The organism is Exiguobacterium sp. s16 (assembly GCF_018618115.1).
Taxonomy (GTDB): Bacteria; Bacillota; Bacilli; order Exiguobacteriales; family Exiguobacteriaceae; genus Exiguobacterium; species Exiguobacterium mexicanum_A.
Genome location: NZ_JACSLM010000006.1, coordinates 1 through 15,728, shown reverse-complemented (window position 1 = coordinate 15,728; position 15,728 = coordinate 1). Strand labels below are relative to the sequence as shown.

Below are 15,728 nucleotides of genomic sequence, written 5' to 3'. Positions count from 1 at the left end.
GATGGGAGGCAAATCAAGCGCTACGATAAAGGGGAAGCAAAGGAGTGATTAATCATGAAACGGGTGAGTGGAGTCATCGTAGGGGTGACGGTCGCCTTATTACTAAGTCAAGTCTGGTCGAGTTCAGATTCGGAGGACACCACCGTGACCATTTTGGCGGCGGCAAGCTTAGGACCGGCTTTAGAAGCGGTAGAGCGACAACTTGAAGCGGAATTCGATGGGATCGACGTTCGGGTCGTGACGAACGGGAGCGGCGCCTTGCGAGCACAAATCGATCACGGGTCTCCGGCAGATATCTTTTTAGCCGCGAGCGTTGATGATGTCGACCGATTACAAATCCCGATTCTAGAGCGGGATGCGTTTTTGCATAACGAGCTGTGGCTCGTGACACCGAAAGGGAAACCGTGCGCGGAGACGTGGGACGACTTAAACGCATGTGCTCGGATCGTCATCGGTGACCCGGTCAATGTCCCGGCCGGTCGCTACGCGAAAGCGGCGCTAGAAGTGGAAGGCGTGTGGGAAGAAGTGGAACCACGAATCATGTTCGCCCAGAATGTGAGACAAGTGTTGACGCTCATCGAACAAGGCGACGCCAATGCGGGATTTGTCTATAAGACGGAACTGACGACGGACGTCGAGTCGCTTCAGGCGGTCCCGTTTGAAGCGACGGGTACGATCGCGTATCCGGCGGTCCGATTGACGCACAACCCATACGTGCGCGATGTTTACGCGCGTTTGTTTGATGATGAGATCCAAGCTCACTTTTTAGCGAAAGGATTTTCTAAATGACGCAATCTCCACTTCAACTCACATTCGAAGTCGGGATGCTGGCGACGGTGAGCGCCTTCGTCCTCGCCTTCGGAGCGGCCTATTTCATGCATCACCGTCAATTCAAAGGAAAGCGGCTGTTGGAGACGGTGTTTTTACTGCCGCTCATCTTGCCGCCGACAGTCATCGGACTATACGCCTTGATTGTCCTCGGGAACAACGGGATCGGCGGATTGTTACCGATTACTATCTTGTTCACGAAACAGGCGAACGTCATCGCGTCCGCCTTGGCCGCGTTCCCACTCATCTACCAAACGATTCGTCTCGGTCTCAAACAACTCGATGCGGAATGGTATGAGGCCGGACGCGTGCTCGGCGGGTCAGAGCGTCAACTGTTCACCTACGTGACGATTCCGCTGCTGTTACCTGCGTTGACGAGCGGCTTCGTCCTCGGCTTCGCCCGATCAATCGGCGAGTTTGGGATTACGATGATGATTGCCGGAAATATCCCGGGCGAGACGATGACGCTCGCCACAGCGATTTATATGGCGACAATCAACGGAGATATGACCCAGGCACTCGTCTGGAGTGGATGGTTGGTTGGTTTGGCGTTTTTAGTCCTCTGGCTGAGTGAACGTTATGGCAAGCGTTCATATTAGTCGATCACGTCGATTTTTTTCACATAAGACCGGTTCGGAGTATTTAAGATACTCGGACCGATCTTTTTCCAAATGTGGACGTGGTCTCCGACAGCGATTTGCTCGAACGTGGCTTTCACTTGAAACTTGAACCAGCTCACGTCTTCCGGTTCGCTTTGCGCGAACAAGGTGTCAGGAGAGAGTGTGGCCTCTTCTGCGGTAATTCCGCTGATGACGAGTGCGGTGCGGTCAGATTCATTTATTTCAATCACATACCCCTCGACATCTGGTTCGGTCGTCGCTCGATTGGCGAAGACGAAACCGATGGAAAAGACGACGAGCATGGCCGCGATGGTGAGGAATAACATGATTTTAAGCGATGATTTCATAAGGGAACGCCTCCTTCGTTCATTATTCTGTCACGTCTCGAATCGCTTATCTGTGAAAAAAGTAACAGTTAAGTCGAGATGTCATCTTTATGATGAAACTATGAAGTCGCTCGGAAAGAGAAGGGGGAACACATATGTCCGATCGTTATTTTTATTCGACCGCCGCAAAGTGGTCGTTCGTAGGATTCACCGTCTTGGTGCTCTCGACATGGATTGCCTCGGCAGGATTTGAGCACGTAGACATGGCGCTGTTCGGCTACTATATCGCCGCCGTCATTTGCATGATTGGGATGGTCGTCCGCTTGACGTTATTTTTTGCACGGCCGGCCACCTCACAAGTATTGAAGCGGAGCCTCAAACAAATGAAGGCAGAAAAGAAACGGGCCAGTAAAGCCGTCGCCGCCACGACCGTCAACAACATCGTCTTACAGAAGTTCATCTGGGAACGTGGCTGGTACCGCTGGACCCAACATATGTTGATCGCCTGGGGATGTCTCGGGTCGTTCGCCATCACATTCGGGTTGACGTTCCAATGGATGCGGTTTGATTTGATTGATATCGAGACGTATCAGATTGTCGTCTTTAACATCCCGACCATCAAGATGGCCGCGCACGGGTTGTTCGCCGAGCTCGTCTATAACGGCTTGAACATCACCGCGCTCATGTTGCTCGTCGGCGTGCTCATGGCGCTCTATCGCCGGATCAACGACCAGGACGTGAAAGTGACACAGCGGTTCGAATTTGATATATTACCGCTCCTCATGTTGCTCATCGTCACTGTCTCGGGGTTGTTGTTGACCGTGTCGTATGTATTCTTCGGAGGCTTCATCCATCACGAGCTCGCCTTGTTCCATCAATTGACCGTCATCATCTTTTTATGTTACTTCCCGTTCGGTAAACTGTTCCACTTGCCGGTCCGACCGATGGCGGCCAGCGTCCCGATGAACTACCGGGAAGTCGAAGCGGATGAGACCCGTGTCTGCGCCGGGTGCGGGACACGTTATGCGACGGATAATCAAGTCGAGGACGTCCAAGCGATTTTGCAAGCACAGACGATCCAGCTCGGGCTCAGTGACGGGACCCAGCTCTCCGATTACTGCCAACCGTGTCGACGTTCGATGCGTGTGAAGATGCAATTGAACTTGATGAACGGACAGTTACCGACACACCCGGTCGATACGAACACGGGCATGTCGATGCCAGGATTCGGCCGACCGAAGGAGACGAAAGGTGAGGCAAAAGATGAGACACCTGTGCGTTAAGTGCGGCGAACCGACCGGCACGCTTGAAGAGATTGAACAAGTGAAACAATTGCTCGAAGGGTCGGACCAACTCGTGAAAGTCGATGCGGCACACACGGTCCAAGACCTCTGTCACGGCTGTCGTCGTCGGGCCCGGCTCGATTCGGCGCTCGGACGGCCTGGAAGTGACGGGATGCATTATCCGCTTCAAACGATTAACGGCTATCACGTCAGTGGATTTTCAAAACGAAGAGCGGAAACGTTCTATGGAGGGGAAGACGATGAGTGACTTTTTAACGTCGCCAGAAGTACAGAATTTAATCAAACCGGGTGAAAAGCTGATCACGACCCACTGTTGTTACTGCGGCATGCAGTGCGGCATGCATATCCGGGTCGATGAGAAAACTGGGGCCGTCAAAGGCGTTGAACCACGCTACGATTTCCCGGTCAACAAAGGAAAACTTTGTCCGAAAGGCGTCACGGCCTATCAAACGATCGAACATCCGGACCGCATCATGACCCCGCTCATCAAACGGAACGGCAAGTTTGAAAAAGCGACATGGGAAGAAGCGCTCGACGTAATCGAAGCGAACTTTAAACGCATTCAACGAGAGCATGGGAAAGATGCGGTGTCCGTCTTCGGCGGCGTCTCGATGACGAATGAAAAATGTTACCTCGTCGGGAAGTATGCCCGGGTCGCACTCGGCACACGGTTCATCGATTACAACGGTCGCTTCTGCATGTCGTCAGCTGCCGGCGGTTTCTTAAAGACACTTGGGATTGACCGCGGAGCGACGCTTCCATGGACGGAGTTCGAGCACGTCGACACATTCTTTGTCGCCGGTTCGAATATTGCCGAATGTCATCCGACGACGACACAACATATTTGGAAGGCGAAAGACAAAGGCGCGAAAATCATCGTCGCCGACCCGCGTGAAATTCCGATGGCGCGCGTCGCCGATGTCCATCTCGATTTGAAGCCAGGGACGGATGCGGCGCTTGCGATGGGACTGCTCAACTTTTTAGTCGAACACGATTATGTTGATCAAGCGTACGTGGATGAGCGTTGCGATAACTACGAAGAGTTGAAAGCGTCGGTCCGAGACTGGACGCTCGAGCGGACAAGTGAGGTGACCGGTGTCGCCATCGAAAAACTCGAGAAGGCCGGTCATATTTACGGGAAGAGCCCACGTTCGGTCATGTTGTTCGCCCGCGGCGTCGAACAACAGTCAAAAGGCGTCGACAATGTCTCGCTCTATACGTCGATGGCGCTCTTACGAGGCATGATTGGGAAGTTTGCTTCGGGCGTCGCCACGATGACGGGGCAAGGGAACGGGCAGGGTGGACGAGAACATGGACAAAAAGCAGACCTGTTACCAGGCTACCGGAAATTAACTGACCCGAAAGCCGTTGAATATGTGAGCGGGGTTTGGGGCATCGATCCTTCCGAGATGCCAAAACCAGGTGTGTCCGCGTTCGAAATGTTCGATGAGATTCAAGCGGGAACGATTCGGGCGATGCACCTCATGTGTTCGAACCCAGCCGTTTCGGCACCGAACCTTCCGTACGTGTGGGACAGCTTCAACAAACTCGATTTCTTCGTCGTCAGTGACTTCTTCATGTCGGAATCTTGTGAGTTCGCTGATGTCGTCTTACCGGCTTGTTCGTGGGCCGAAGACGAAGGGACGACGACAAACCTAGAAGGACGTGTCATTCGAATCCGGAAAGTGCGCGAACCGCTCGGGGATTCGCTCCCAGACTGGGAAATCATGAAGCGGATCGCTGAGCGGATGGGACGTGGACAGTACTTCCCATACGAGACGGCGCGTGACATTTGGGAAGAGTTCCGCATCGCGACGAAAGGTGGAGCGGCTGACTACTCTGGGATCACATGGGAACGAATCGACGACGAGTATGGTGTCTTTTGGCCATGTCCGTCCGAAGATCATCCCGGCACACCGACGATGTTCAAAGAACGGTTTGGAACGGCGAACGGAAAAGCGAATTTGCCTGTCGTCACATATCGGCCGGCCGGTGAATATGCGAATGAAGAATATCCGGTCACGCTCACGACAGGGCGGGTCGTCTTCCATTACTTGTCGGGCAATCAGACGCGCCGTGTCGACTTCTTGAGCACGATGTCAAAACTGCCGTTCGTGGAAATCCATCCGGAGTTGGCATCAAGTTATAGCCTTCAAACGGGCGACAAAGTCGAACTCCGCACACGTCGCGGATCGATGGTCGTCGAAGCACGTTTGACGAAGGCGATTCGAAAAGATACGGTCTTCGTCCCTTATCATTGGGGCAAGGAGCTCGCCATCAATCAATTGACGAACCCGTGTCTCGATCCGATGTCACGCATGCCGGAGTTCAAGGTATGTGCGGTACAAATGAAAAAGTTACCGGCCAACACCCCGTTACACATTAATCCGTTGACGGTCCCGCTCGGATCAAGCGTGCCGTTTATGGCGGACCATGCGATTGCGACGAGCTGTCACGTCATGGATGAGGAGGTTCATACGAAATGAATAAGGTCATGTATTTAGAGTTTGAACGTTGTATCGGCTGTCGGGCCTGTCAGGCAGCTTGCCGCGAATGCGGGGACCACGAGGGGCTCGAGCGCAACTATGTGGATTATATCGATTTCTCGGAGAACCGTCAGACGTTCCCAATGATCTGTATGCAGTGTAAAAATCCGGCTTGTGCTCAAGTGTGTCCGGCCAATGCGATTCAAATCACGCCAGAGGGCGTCGTGTTATCGGCTTCGGAAGAAAAATGTATCGGCTGCCGGAACTGTACGTTCGCTTGTCCGTTCGGGATTCCGAAGTTCGACTTTGAGAAGAATAAGATGTATAAGTGCGACATGTGTTACGACCGCTCCAAACATGATATCGCGCCGATGTGTGCGTCGGTTTGTCCGTCAGATGCGATTCGCTTCATCGACCATGACGAGATGATGCAACTCCGTCGTCAACGCGTCCAAATGAACATGATCGAAGGGAAAAAGCCTTCGCAAGACGATAAATGGAATTACGTCCCTGAATTCTTTGGCGTCTATTCCGATTGAGATGGAAAGGAAGATGACTTATGTCAAATGAATCAAAAGACCGGGAACGGTTATCCGCACTCGTCGATAACTTGAGCCGGGCCGATGACGTGAAACTGAATCGACGGGCGTTCATCAAATCAACGTTCGGCGCCGGTATCGCACTCGGTCTCGCGACCGTCCCGTTCAATATCGCGGCCTTCGTTCGAAGCGAGCCGAGAACTGACCGTCAGTTCATCACGACGGTCGAGGCGCTAGAGCGCGGGAAATCACTCGAATTTGAATATCCGGGTACGGAACCATCGTTGCTCGTTCATTTAAAGAATGGTGAGTTCGTTGCCTATAACAACAAATGCACCCATCTGCAGTGCCCGGTGTTTTACGTAGAGGAGGAGGACGTACTCCTCTGTCCGTGCCACCGTGGTTACTTCGGTGTCGACGGCCAACCACAGGCCGGTCCGCCGCAGCGGGAACTCCCTAAAATCTTGCTTGAAATCGAGAACGGGAAGATTTTTGCGGTCGGAAGAGAGATTCATCATGGGGCGTAACGGTTGGAGTTTAATCGGATTGGTCATATTGCTCGCGACGAACATGGTACTCTTGCAATATACAATTGAGAGCTACATGGTGTATGATCATGCCTCGATGCGACTGTATATGATCATCGCTGTCATCAATGTCGGATTGATCGGCTTATTATATCGATATTGGAAAAAAATTGAATATCGTACGAAAGAATAGTCCTCCCCTTGAAACGCTTCCAAATGTTGATTGCGTTTCGAGGGGGTTTGTGTTTAGAATGAAGGCAAGCTTTAATATGGCGCAACGTGTTTTAAGGAAGGTCGGTGGAAATGGCTCATTCAAGTAAAGCGATGGTGCTCGAGGAAACAAAAAAATTGGCACATCGAATCATTCATGTCCCAAAAGGCGGTTTTCTGTTCCGAGAACAAGAAGACGCAGCTGAATTTTATATTGTAAAGAGTGGACTGATCCAAATTTCGAAATTGACGGAAAATGGAAAAGAATTGACGTTACGTTGTTTAAGCGCTGAGGCTTGTTGCGGAGAGTTGACGTTATTCGCAATCGAACCAAAATATTTATTTAACGCCAAGGCTTTAGAAGATAGTGAAATTTACGCGGTCAAAATCGAGCGTATTGAAACGATGATTTTGTCGTCGAACCCGGAATTCGTCCGCGAGTTCATGGTCATGATCAACGAACATATGCGGAAACAGCATACGAAATTTAGAGACTTGGTATTGAACGGGAAAAAAGGAGCGCTCTACTCGACGCTCATTCGTATGGCGAACAGCTATGGGGTGGAAGTCGAAGACGGCATTCTCATTGACTTGAAACTGAAAAACCAAGAGCTCGCCAACTATTGCGGGACATCGCGTGAACGCGTGAACCGCATGTTGAACGAGCTCGCTCAAGAAGGGATTATTTCGCTCCCTTCCCGTCAAATCATTATCCATGACCTCGACCGGTTGAAACTGCTCAACCATTGTGAGGACTGTCCGGTCTCGGTCTGTGTCATCGATTGATCACATTACGGCGGCAAGCGATAGCTCGCCTTCAAAATGTTCTAACCCATCGGCCTCGATTGTACAGGCCGATACATAAAAATCGCCATCTTCCATCAACTCATAAGACCGGAGCACGCCTTCGGCTAGCTTGACCCCGTTAGCACGGACCTCGACGACGACACCTTCCATCGAGCGAACGCGCGCTGCGGACAAAAAGTCCAGCCAACGTTTGAAGTGGCGATAGACGGTGACCACCGTCCCGTCCCCTAAGTAGCCGATGACCGCCTGGGTATCATCGATCGTCACGTCGTGGTTTGTATCGATCCGAACGAGCAAGGTGTGCAGCGCTTGTAGTTCTTCCATCGGACTTTCCAGTGGGAACGTGATATCGAGCCCCGTCTCGGTGAACGCAGCCTCGGCGATCGCGACGCCGAAGACACGGAACACGTGGGCCCCGTCTTGACTGAAGAAATATGGTTGTAGCGCCAAGCGAACTTCGGGCGCACAGTGGATTTGAATGAGATGTGACAAATTAATCCCTCCTCTATTCCTTATCGTAAGGAATCGGGGAGGGTTTTTCTGTGTTCAATGTCACAGAAACAAAAGATAGGCGATTTTGTCACAGATTGATGACAGGGTGAGAAAAAAACTCAAGATGCGAAATAAGTGTGAAAGAAGGCACACTTTTTTAAGAGGACGGTCGATAGGATGGGATTAGGGTACGAATTGAACCGTTAAGAGGAGGAATAGACCATGCAACAATTAGACAAAGGGTCACACGCACTCGCCGAGTGGAAGCCGGAGGATGTGGGATTTTGGGAAGGGACGGGAAAACAAGTCGCCAATCGGAACTTGCTCGTCTCGGTCCCGGCACTGACGCTTGCATTCATCGTCTGGCAAATGTGGTCGGTCGCGGCCGTCCAATTGAATTCAATCGGGTTTAGCTTTACGCAAGGCCAGTTGTTCACGTTGGCCGCACTGCCTGGACTCGTCGGGGCGACGTTGCGCTTTTTCTATACGTTCGCAAACAGTATATTCGGCGGTCGGAACTGGACGATCTTCTCGACATCGATTTTGTTGTTGCCGCTCCTAGGCATCGCCTATGCCGTTCAAAACGTTAATACGCCGTATTGGGTATTCATGATTTTGGCCGCACTTTGCGGACTAGGCGGCGGAAACTTCTCGTCATCAAACGCCAACATCGGCGCGTTTTATCCGAAAGCGAAAAAAGGGACGGCGCTAGGGATTAACGGAGGCATCGGGAACTTGGGCGTCTCGCTCGTCCAATTGATCACACCGCTCGTCATCACGACAAGTATTTTCGGGTTCATCGGCGGGAACGCCCTCGTGACCGAGACCGGCGAAGAGATTTGGCTTCAAAACGCCGCGCTCCTTTGGGTCGTGCCGACCATCATTTTGACGGTCTGCGCATACTTGTTCATGGATAACTTACCGACCGCGCGTCAATCGCTTCGTGAACAGGCGAGCGTGTTTAAAGACAAACATTTTTGGATTCAAACGTTGCTCTACACGGCGGCGTTCGGTTCCTTCATTGGATATGCCGCAGCGTTCCCGATGATTTTAAAGTTAAAGTTCCCTGAGTCGGACTTGATGGCGCTCGCCTTCCTTGGTGCATTCCTTGGCGCCTCTTCGCGTCCGTTCGGGGGCTGGATCAGTGATAAGATCGGAGCGGCCAAAGTGACATTAATCGTGTTCGGAATCATGGCGCTCGGTACGATCAGTGTCATCATGGCCATCACGAACAGCAACTTGACGATGTTTTTCATCTCCTTCGTCGTCTTGTTCATCGCAACAGGACTCAACTCTGGAGCGACGTTCGCGATGATTCCCCACGTGTTCGTGGCGACGAAGACACCGGCCGTCGTCGGATTCTCGGCAGCGTTTGCTGCTTACGGCGCCTTCTTCATTCCGAAGATGTTCGGTTGGTCGCTCGAGCTCGTCGGTTCGTTCAACGGTGCGTTGTTCGTCATGCTAGGGCTCTATGCGATCTCGATTGCCACCACAATTTATTATTACTTGCGCAGCGGTGCTGAAAAGCCGATTCGCTGACAAACCGACGCAGGGACTGTGAGGGTCCCTGCTGTCGTTGATGGATAGAAAGGATGAACCAAGATGACACCATGGACCGATCGACGGAGACGACCGTTGGAAGACTTACGCATCTCAGTCATTGATAAATGCAACTTTCGTTGCCGGTACTGTATGCCGGAAGAAGCGTTTCGCCACCACCAATTTTTAAAACGAGATGAGTTGTTATCGTTTGACGAGATCGAGCGCTTCGTTCGCATCATCGCCCCACACGGCGTGAAAAAAGTGCGTCTGACCGGGGGCGAACCGCTACTCAGGCCGAATCTCGATGAACTGATTCGCCGCCTTCGCACGGTCACGACCATTGAGACGATCGGGTTGACGACGAACGGCGTCTATTTAGAACGGATGGCGAAAGTGTTGAAGCAAGCTGGGCTCGACCGGGTCAACGTCAGTCTAGACGCCTTATCGGCCGAGACGTTCGGGATGATGAACGGACGCGGCACGTCGCCCGAGACGGTATTACGAGGAATCGATGAGGCGAAACGGCAAGGGCTCGAAGTGAAAGTGAACATGGTCGTCCGGAAAGGCTGGAACGATCATGAAGTCGCCCCGATGGCCGCGTATTTCAAAGAACGGAACATCACGCTCCGTTACATCGAGTTCATGGATGTCGGCACGGCGAATGAATGGAACGTCGAACATGTCGTATCGTCTGAATCGATTCTCGAGGTGTTGAAACAACGAAATGGATTACTTGAACCGCTTGCACCTGAAACGCTAGGAGAAGTCGCGCAACGTTACCGTTACACGGATGGGGCGCAAGTCGGCTTCATCTCTTCGGTCAGTCAACCGTTCTGCGGAACGTGTACGCGAGGCCGCCTATCGAGTGACGGCAAATGGTACACGTGCCTGTTCGCTGAAGACGGGACCGATATCCGCGAATTGCTCCGCAGTGGGGCGAGCGATGAATTGATCGCCATGACACTGAAAATGGTATGGGAAGTACGGGACGACCGCTATTCGGAAGAACGGTCGCGAACTGGGAGTCGGGCACGTAACCGGATTGAAATGAGTTATATCGGAGGATGAAGACGATGCAAGCACACAACCATGTACATCAAAACACACAGCGTGTCCGGGCAGCGATTTTAACGATCTCGGATACGCGAACACTCGATACGGACGTGTCAGGCGAACATATTTGCACGCTATTAAAAGAAGAAGCACATACGGTCACATACCGCGAGATCACGAAAGATGACCCATTTGAAATCGAAGCGGCCGTCAGACGAATGGTCGACGAAAAAATGGACGTCATCTTGACGACCGGGGGAACGGGCATCACGAAACGGGACGTCACCATTGAGACGATTCGACCGCTGCTTGACCGGGAAATGGTCGGGTTCGGCGAGTTGTTCCGTTATGTCAGCTTCACGGAAGATATCGGACCGGCGGCGATGTTGTCGCGAGCTTTAGCAGGACGCATCGGGGATACGATCATCTTTTCGATGCCAGGGTCGCGAGGCGCCGTCGACTTGGCGATGACTCGCTTGATTCTCCCTGAGCTCTCCCATATCGTCTGGGAAGCGACACGATGATTGGGATCGTCTTGGCAGGCGGGAAGTCACGTCGGTTCGGATCTCCCAAATGGAAAGCCCGTTATGAGGACGTCTCGTTTGAAGACCGGGCACGACAGACGCTTAGTACCACGACGACGTCCCAATGGAGCGTCGTGCCGGCCGGACAGTCGATGACACCCTATCAACTCGAAGACGACAGAGAATGGTGCGGCATGGGGCCGCTCGCTGGCATCGTCACCGTCATGCGGCACGTCCCGGCTGAATGGTATGCCATCTGTGCGTGTGATACACCTTTGTTGCCGCCGACCGTTTATGAACGGCTTGAGAGGGAGCGAGGGGATCAGCCAGTTGTCGCCTACGCCGATAATCGAATCCATCCGCTCATCGCCTTGTATCCCCGCTCGATACTGTCCCAGTTCGAAGCCGCGTTACGTCGAGGCGAACGGGCGGTCATGCCTCACTTGACAGAGGCGACAATCGTCTCGTTTGCTGAACGGGACTGGTTTAAAAATGTGAACACACCGAGAGATTATGAAGAAGTGCTAGGAAAGGAAGTGGAGTAATGGAAAAGGTATCGACGCTATTTCGTAAGCCGCTCGCCGTTGACGAGGCGGTCGCACGCGTCGAAGAAGCGACGGGGAGAGGTCGGACGGAAACGGTACCGTTGCATCGGACGAACGGACGGATTTTAGCGATGGATCTCGTCGCGACGCATGACGTTCCGGCGTTTGACAAGTCGCCGTATGACGGTTTTGCTGTCCGCTCCGCGGACTTGTTGACTGCGAACCGCGATGAACCGGTGACATTACCCATTCAATACGTTCAGGGAGCTGGACATGTCGGAGAACCGCTCCGCGCCGGCGAGGCGATTCGCATCATGACCGGGGCAAAAATTCCAGACGGAGCCGATGCGGTCGTCATGCTCGAGCTCGTACAAGCAGATGAACGAGTCGTGACGTTCAAACGACCGGCCCGTGATGCCAACATCTCCTATCGCGGGGAAGATGTGGCGGCAGGAACGAATATCGTCGGCCGAGGTACCCGCATCAATCCGGGCGTCATCGCCTTGCTCGCAACGTTCGGCTATGAACAAGTCGACGTGTACGTGAAACCGCACATCACTGTGTTCGCGACTGGAGACGAGCTCGTCGAACCGGGACGGAAGAAAGCCGACGGGCAAATTTATAATTCGAATGCGTATATGATTCTTGCCCAAATCGAGGAGCTTGGCGGCACGGCAACGTATGGCGGCATCTTGCCGGATACGTTCACTTCGACGAAGCGGGCGGTCGAAGAAGCGCTTCAGACGAGTGATGCTATCGTCACGACAGGCGGGGTATCGGTCGGAGATTTCGATTATTTACCGGATGTGTATGAGGCGCTCGGAGCGACAGTACTGTTCAATAAAGTCGGGATGCGGCCAGGGTCCGTCACGACGGTCGCGCACGTCGAAGGTCGGTTGTTGTTCGGTTTATCCGGCAATCCGTCTGCCTGTTTTGTCGGCACGGAACTGTTTGTCGGTACGTACATGAAGACGTTGTTCGGGCAAACGGAACGTCCTGTCATTTTGGCGGAACTCGGTGTCGATTTCCCGAAACCGAATCCGTTCGACCGCTTCGTCCGTGGACATGTGACGATTGATGCGACCGGGCAGACGGTCGTTCATCCGAGCGGTAAAGATAAGTCGGGCATCGTCTCCTCGCTCGCGACGTGTAACGCGTTGATTCATCTGGCAGGCGGGACGAGAGGGTTTCAGAAAGGGGACACGGTGCGATGTCGAATCATCGATCGGCTTTGATTTTACAAGTGGTCGGCTATCAAAATAGCGGCAAGACATCGTTCGTCTCCGAGCTGACAACACGCTTGTCGGCGACGGGGCTCCGTGTCGGCGTCATCAAGCACCACGGTCACGGAGGGTCGTTCGACTTGCCGATGACTGACTCGCACCGTCACGCGTTGGCTGGTGCCGTGCTATCGAGTGTGATCGGTGAGGACGGGACGTTGATCGAGTGGCAAGCGGTCGATACGTTTGAATTGCTCCTCAACTGGTACGAGGCGCACGTCGACATCGTGCTAATCGAAGGATACAAACGGAAAGATTATCCGAAAGTGGTGCTCGTGCGAGACGGGCATGAACAACCGGTCGATGTGACGAACGTGATCGCACGCGGAGACTCCGTGGCAGACAAGGACCGGTTGATGCGTTCAGTGGAAAGGTGGATGGAGGATGAAATGGTATCAAGTGAATGAACATCCGCTCGAACCGATGGCACTTTACGAAACGGTCCGGCATCGAAACGTCGGGGCGGTCGTGCTGTTTATCGGGACGGTGCGGGAAATGACTGGTTCCAAACAGACCGAACTCTTGGAGTATGAATCATACGTACCGATGGCCGAGAAGATGCTCGAACAAATCGCGAAAGAAGTAGCGGAACGTTGGCCTGGTGCGTTGACGGCGATCCATCACCGGATTGGACGACTCGATATCATGGAAGAAGCGGTCGTCATCGCGACGAGTTCTTCCCATCGCGCCGACGCCTACGAGGCGAATCGTTACGCCATCGAACGGATTAAAGAAATTGTCCCGATTTGGAAACGGGAGCATTGGACCGACGGCACGAAATGGATGGGTGATCAAAAAGAACAACACCCAGGACGCCCGGAAGGAGTGACGTACACATGATTGAGGTATTATGTTTTGCCCACGTGGCAGAAGAGTTGGCGGTCCGGTCCTATACCGTTTCAGCGCCACAAACAATCGCCGCCTTGCGAGCGGATTTGGCCGAGCGGGGCGTGTCAGGAGCGGAACGTCTCATGTTCGCGGTCAATGAGCGTTATGAGACGGACGAATACACGGTTGCAGACGGGGACACGGTCGCCGTCATTCCAATGGTGAGCGGAGGGTAAACGATGGAATTGACACATATGAACAACCAAGGGCGAGCGCGGATGGTCGATGTCTCGGATAAACCGGAAACGACACGTACTGCTCGGGCCCGTACATCAGTTGAACTGAGCGGTGAACTCAAACAGCTCATCACGAATGGGGGTCTTGCAAAAGGGGATGTACTCGCTGTCGCTCAAGTGGCTGGCATCATGGCCGCCAAAGAGACGAGCCGTATCATTCCGATGTGTCATCCGCTCGCCTTGAAAAAAGTCGATTTGACGTTCGAATGGGACGGGACACAGCTCATCATCGAGTCGTTTGTGAAGACGAAAGGCGATACCGGTGTCGAGATGGAGGCGTTGACGGCAGCAATGGTCGCTGCATTGACCGTGTACGATATGACGAAGGCAGTCGATAAAGGCATCGTCATCGGACCGACATACTTGCTCGAGAAACAAGGCGGGAAGTCAGGGGACTACATCCGATGACACATATCCCGGAACGTTACGCGCGGCAGGCCCGGTTCCACGGCATCGGGGTGGAGGGCCAAGAACATCTGATGGAGAAACGAGTGCTCGTCGTCGGTCTCGGCGCGCTCGGGGCAGCCGTTAGCGATCAACTTGTTCGGGCCGGCGTCTCGCTCATCCTCGTCGACCGCGACTATGTCGAGGTGACGAACTTACAACGACAGACGCTCTATACGGAACAGGACGCACGTGCCGAGACGCCGAAAGCGGTCGCGGCGCTCGAACGCCTGCGGGCCATCAACTCAGACGTTGAGTTGGACGCGCAAATCGCCGATGTCTCGTGGGATTGGCTTCGGCCTTTGCCGTCCGTTGATCTCGTCTTGGACGCAACCGATAACGTCGAGACGCGTCTTCTATTGAACGATTTCGCACTCGAGCGTGGCATTCCGTTCTTGTTTGCCTCTTGCGTCGGGGCATACGGCATGAACTACACGGTGATGCCGGGAGAAGCGCCGTGTCTTCGTTGTCTCATGCGTCATTTGCCGCTAGCCGGGCAAACGTGCGCGACAGCGGGGGTGGTGGCGCCAATCGTTCAACATGTGGCAAGTCGTCAAGCCGTTGAGGCATTGAAATATTTGACGAAGCGTCATGAAAAGATGGAACGTCGACTCTTGATTGAAGATATGTGGGAAAACCAGTCACAGCGACTCGATGTCGCACGTCTCGTCGATGTGTCTTGTCCTTCTTGTCAAATTCACGACTATCCGAGCCTCGTCCCGAATCGGCAACAGACAGCACTCCTCTGTGGGCGTGACGTCGTCCAAGTCCGTCGGTCCATCGAAGGGCTTGAACCAATCGCACATCAACTCGAGCGTGCGGACATCGCTGTGAAACAGACACCGTTCACATTAGAATGGCGATGGCGGAATCATCGGATGCTTTTGTTTAAAGACGGTCGTGTGCTCGTCCATGGAATTGATGACGCGAACGTCGCAATCGCGATGGTCGATGAGTGTCTTGGCGCATAAAAAAGTGTCCCCCGAAATAATCTGTACCCTGAGTAATAGACACTTAAAAAAAGTCTATTGCTCAGGGTTTTTGTGTACACTGGATTAAATCATATTGGGAGTGAAT

General features: G+C 53.2%; 21 protein-coding genes. 19 read left to right on the top strand and 2 right to left on the bottom strand.

Annotation, left to right across the window (positions count from 1 at the left end; genetic code table 11):
• Positions 1-54: 54 nt before the first annotated feature.
• Both modA and modB read left to right on the top strand, forming a co-directional pair.
• Positions 55-789 carry a molybdate ABC transporter substrate-binding protein gene (gene modA, locus KNP86_RS11350; protein ID WP_214718595.1) on the top strand — a complete coding sequence of 245 codons (735 nt, stop codon included), beginning with the start codon at positions 55-57 and terminating at the stop codon, positions 787-789.
• Entirely contained in the window at positions 786-1,427 is a 642-nt protein-coding gene (modB, locus tag KNP86_RS11345; protein ID WP_214754332.1) for a molybdate ABC transporter permease subunit, read from the top strand. Before modA ends, modB begins: the two co-directional genes overlap by 4 nt.
• On the opposite strand, the gene KNP86_RS11340 is transcribed toward modB, so the two are convergent.
• Positions 1,424-1,795 carry a DUF3221 domain-containing protein gene (locus tag KNP86_RS11340; protein ID WP_214754330.1) on the bottom strand — a complete coding sequence of 124 codons (372 nt, stop codon included), beginning with the start codon at positions 1,793-1,795 and terminating at the stop codon, positions 1,424-1,426. The genes modB and KNP86_RS11340 overlap by 4 nt on opposite strands.
• A 134-nt stretch (positions 1,796-1,929) precedes the next feature.
• Between KNP86_RS11340 and KNP86_RS11335 the strand changes: the two genes are divergently transcribed.
• The 7 genes from KNP86_RS11335 (at position 1,930) to KNP86_RS11305 (ending at position 7,626) form a co-directional block, all read left to right on the top strand.
• Entirely contained in the window at positions 1,930-3,057 is a 1,128-nt protein-coding gene (locus KNP86_RS11335) for an MFS transporter (protein WP_114164959.1), read from the top strand.
• Positions 3,038-3,325 carry a hypothetical protein gene (locus KNP86_RS11330; RefSeq protein ID WP_034780588.1) on the top strand — a complete coding sequence of 96 codons (288 nt, stop codon included), beginning with the start codon at positions 3,038-3,040 and terminating at the stop codon, positions 3,323-3,325. Before KNP86_RS11335 ends, KNP86_RS11330 begins: the two co-directional genes overlap by 20 nt.
• The gene (locus tag KNP86_RS11325) at positions 3,318-5,564 is read left to right on the top strand and encodes a molybdopterin oxidoreductase family protein (protein ID WP_034780591.1); all 2,247 of its coding nucleotides are present in this window, start codon (positions 3,318-3,320) and stop codon (positions 5,562-5,564) included. The genes KNP86_RS11330 and KNP86_RS11325 overlap by 8 nt, the downstream gene beginning before the upstream one ends.
• Positions 5,561-6,103 (top strand): 4Fe-4S dicluster domain-containing protein, encoded by a 543-nt coding sequence (locus KNP86_RS11320; protein ID WP_015880388.1) that lies wholly within the window; start codon positions 5,561-5,563, stop codon positions 6,101-6,103. The genes KNP86_RS11325 and KNP86_RS11320 overlap by 4 nt, the downstream gene beginning before the upstream one ends.
• A gap of 20 nt (positions 6,104-6,123) precedes the next feature.
• Positions 6,124-6,630 (top strand): QcrA and Rieske domain-containing protein, encoded by a 507-nt coding sequence (locus KNP86_RS11315; protein ID WP_034780593.1) that lies wholly within the window; start codon positions 6,124-6,126, stop codon positions 6,628-6,630.
• Positions 6,620-6,823: a hypothetical protein gene (locus KNP86_RS11310; RefSeq protein WP_214718588.1), complete on the top strand. Its 204-nt coding sequence runs from the start codon at positions 6,620-6,622 to the stop codon at positions 6,821-6,823. The genes KNP86_RS11315 and KNP86_RS11310 overlap by 11 nt, the downstream gene beginning before the upstream one ends.
• 110 nt (positions 6,824-6,933) lie before the next feature.
• Positions 6,934-7,626 (top strand): Crp/Fnr family transcriptional regulator, encoded by a 693-nt coding sequence (locus tag KNP86_RS11305; RefSeq protein WP_034780597.1) that lies wholly within the window; start codon positions 6,934-6,936, stop codon positions 7,624-7,626.
• On the opposite strand, the gene KNP86_RS11300 is transcribed toward KNP86_RS11305, so the two are convergent.
• Complete coding sequence (locus tag KNP86_RS11300) at positions 7,627-8,139, bottom strand: hypothetical protein (protein ID WP_214754328.1); 513 nt, start codon at positions 8,137-8,139, stop codon at positions 7,627-7,629. It lies immediately after the preceding gene.
• 222 nt (positions 8,140-8,361) lie between these two features.
• On the opposite strand from KNP86_RS11300, the gene KNP86_RS11295 reads away from it, so the two are divergent.
• The 10 genes from KNP86_RS11295 (at position 8,362) to KNP86_RS11250 (ending at position 15,622) form a co-directional block, all read left to right on the top strand.
• Entirely contained in the window at positions 8,362-9,678 is a 1,317-nt protein-coding gene (locus KNP86_RS11295; protein ID WP_211781932.1) for an MFS transporter, read from the top strand.
• A 63-nt stretch (positions 9,679-9,741) separates the two neighbouring features.
• Positions 9,742-10,749 carry a GTP 3',8-cyclase MoaA gene (gene moaA, locus KNP86_RS11290; protein WP_034780604.1) on the top strand — a complete coding sequence of 336 codons (1,008 nt, stop codon included), beginning with the start codon at positions 9,742-9,744 and terminating at the stop codon, positions 10,747-10,749.
• Between the two features lie 5 nt (positions 10,750-10,754).
• Entirely contained in the window at positions 10,755-11,258 is a 504-nt protein-coding gene (locus KNP86_RS11285; protein WP_114164944.1) for a MogA/MoaB family molybdenum cofactor biosynthesis protein, read from the top strand.
• Positions 11,255-11,803, top strand: coding sequence for a molybdenum cofactor guanylyltransferase (locus KNP86_RS11280; RefSeq protein WP_034780605.1), 549 nt, complete (start codon positions 11,255-11,257; stop codon positions 11,801-11,803). Before KNP86_RS11285 ends, KNP86_RS11280 begins: the two co-directional genes overlap by 4 nt.
• Entirely contained in the window at positions 11,803-13,038 is a 1,236-nt protein-coding gene (locus KNP86_RS11275) for a molybdopterin molybdotransferase MoeA (RefSeq protein ID WP_214754326.1), read from the top strand. Before KNP86_RS11280 ends, KNP86_RS11275 begins: the two co-directional genes overlap by 1 nt.
• Positions 13,014-13,490, top strand: coding sequence for a molybdopterin-guanine dinucleotide biosynthesis protein B (gene mobB, locus KNP86_RS11270; RefSeq protein WP_034780611.1), 477 nt, complete (start codon positions 13,014-13,016; stop codon positions 13,488-13,490). Before KNP86_RS11275 ends, mobB begins: the two co-directional genes overlap by 25 nt.
• On the top strand, positions 13,468-13,923 hold the full coding sequence (locus KNP86_RS11265) for a molybdenum cofactor biosynthesis protein MoaE (protein ID WP_015880399.1): 456 nt from the start codon (positions 13,468-13,470) through the stop codon (positions 13,921-13,923). Before mobB ends, KNP86_RS11265 begins: the two co-directional genes overlap by 23 nt.
• Positions 13,920-14,147, top strand: coding sequence for a MoaD/ThiS family protein (locus tag KNP86_RS11260; protein ID WP_015880400.1), 228 nt, complete (start codon positions 13,920-13,922; stop codon positions 14,145-14,147). The genes KNP86_RS11265 and KNP86_RS11260 overlap by 4 nt, the downstream gene beginning before the upstream one ends.
• 3 nt (positions 14,148-14,150) lie before the next feature.
• Positions 14,151-14,615 carry a cyclic pyranopterin monophosphate synthase MoaC gene (gene moaC, locus KNP86_RS11255; RefSeq protein ID WP_034780615.1) on the top strand — a complete coding sequence of 155 codons (465 nt, stop codon included), beginning with the start codon at positions 14,151-14,153 and terminating at the stop codon, positions 14,613-14,615.
• Complete coding sequence (locus KNP86_RS11250; RefSeq protein ID WP_214754324.1) at positions 14,612-15,622, top strand: ThiF family adenylyltransferase; 1,011 nt, start codon at positions 14,612-14,614, stop codon at positions 15,620-15,622. Before moaC ends, KNP86_RS11250 begins: the two co-directional genes overlap by 4 nt.
• The last annotated feature ends 106 nt before the right edge of the window (positions 15,623-15,728 follow it).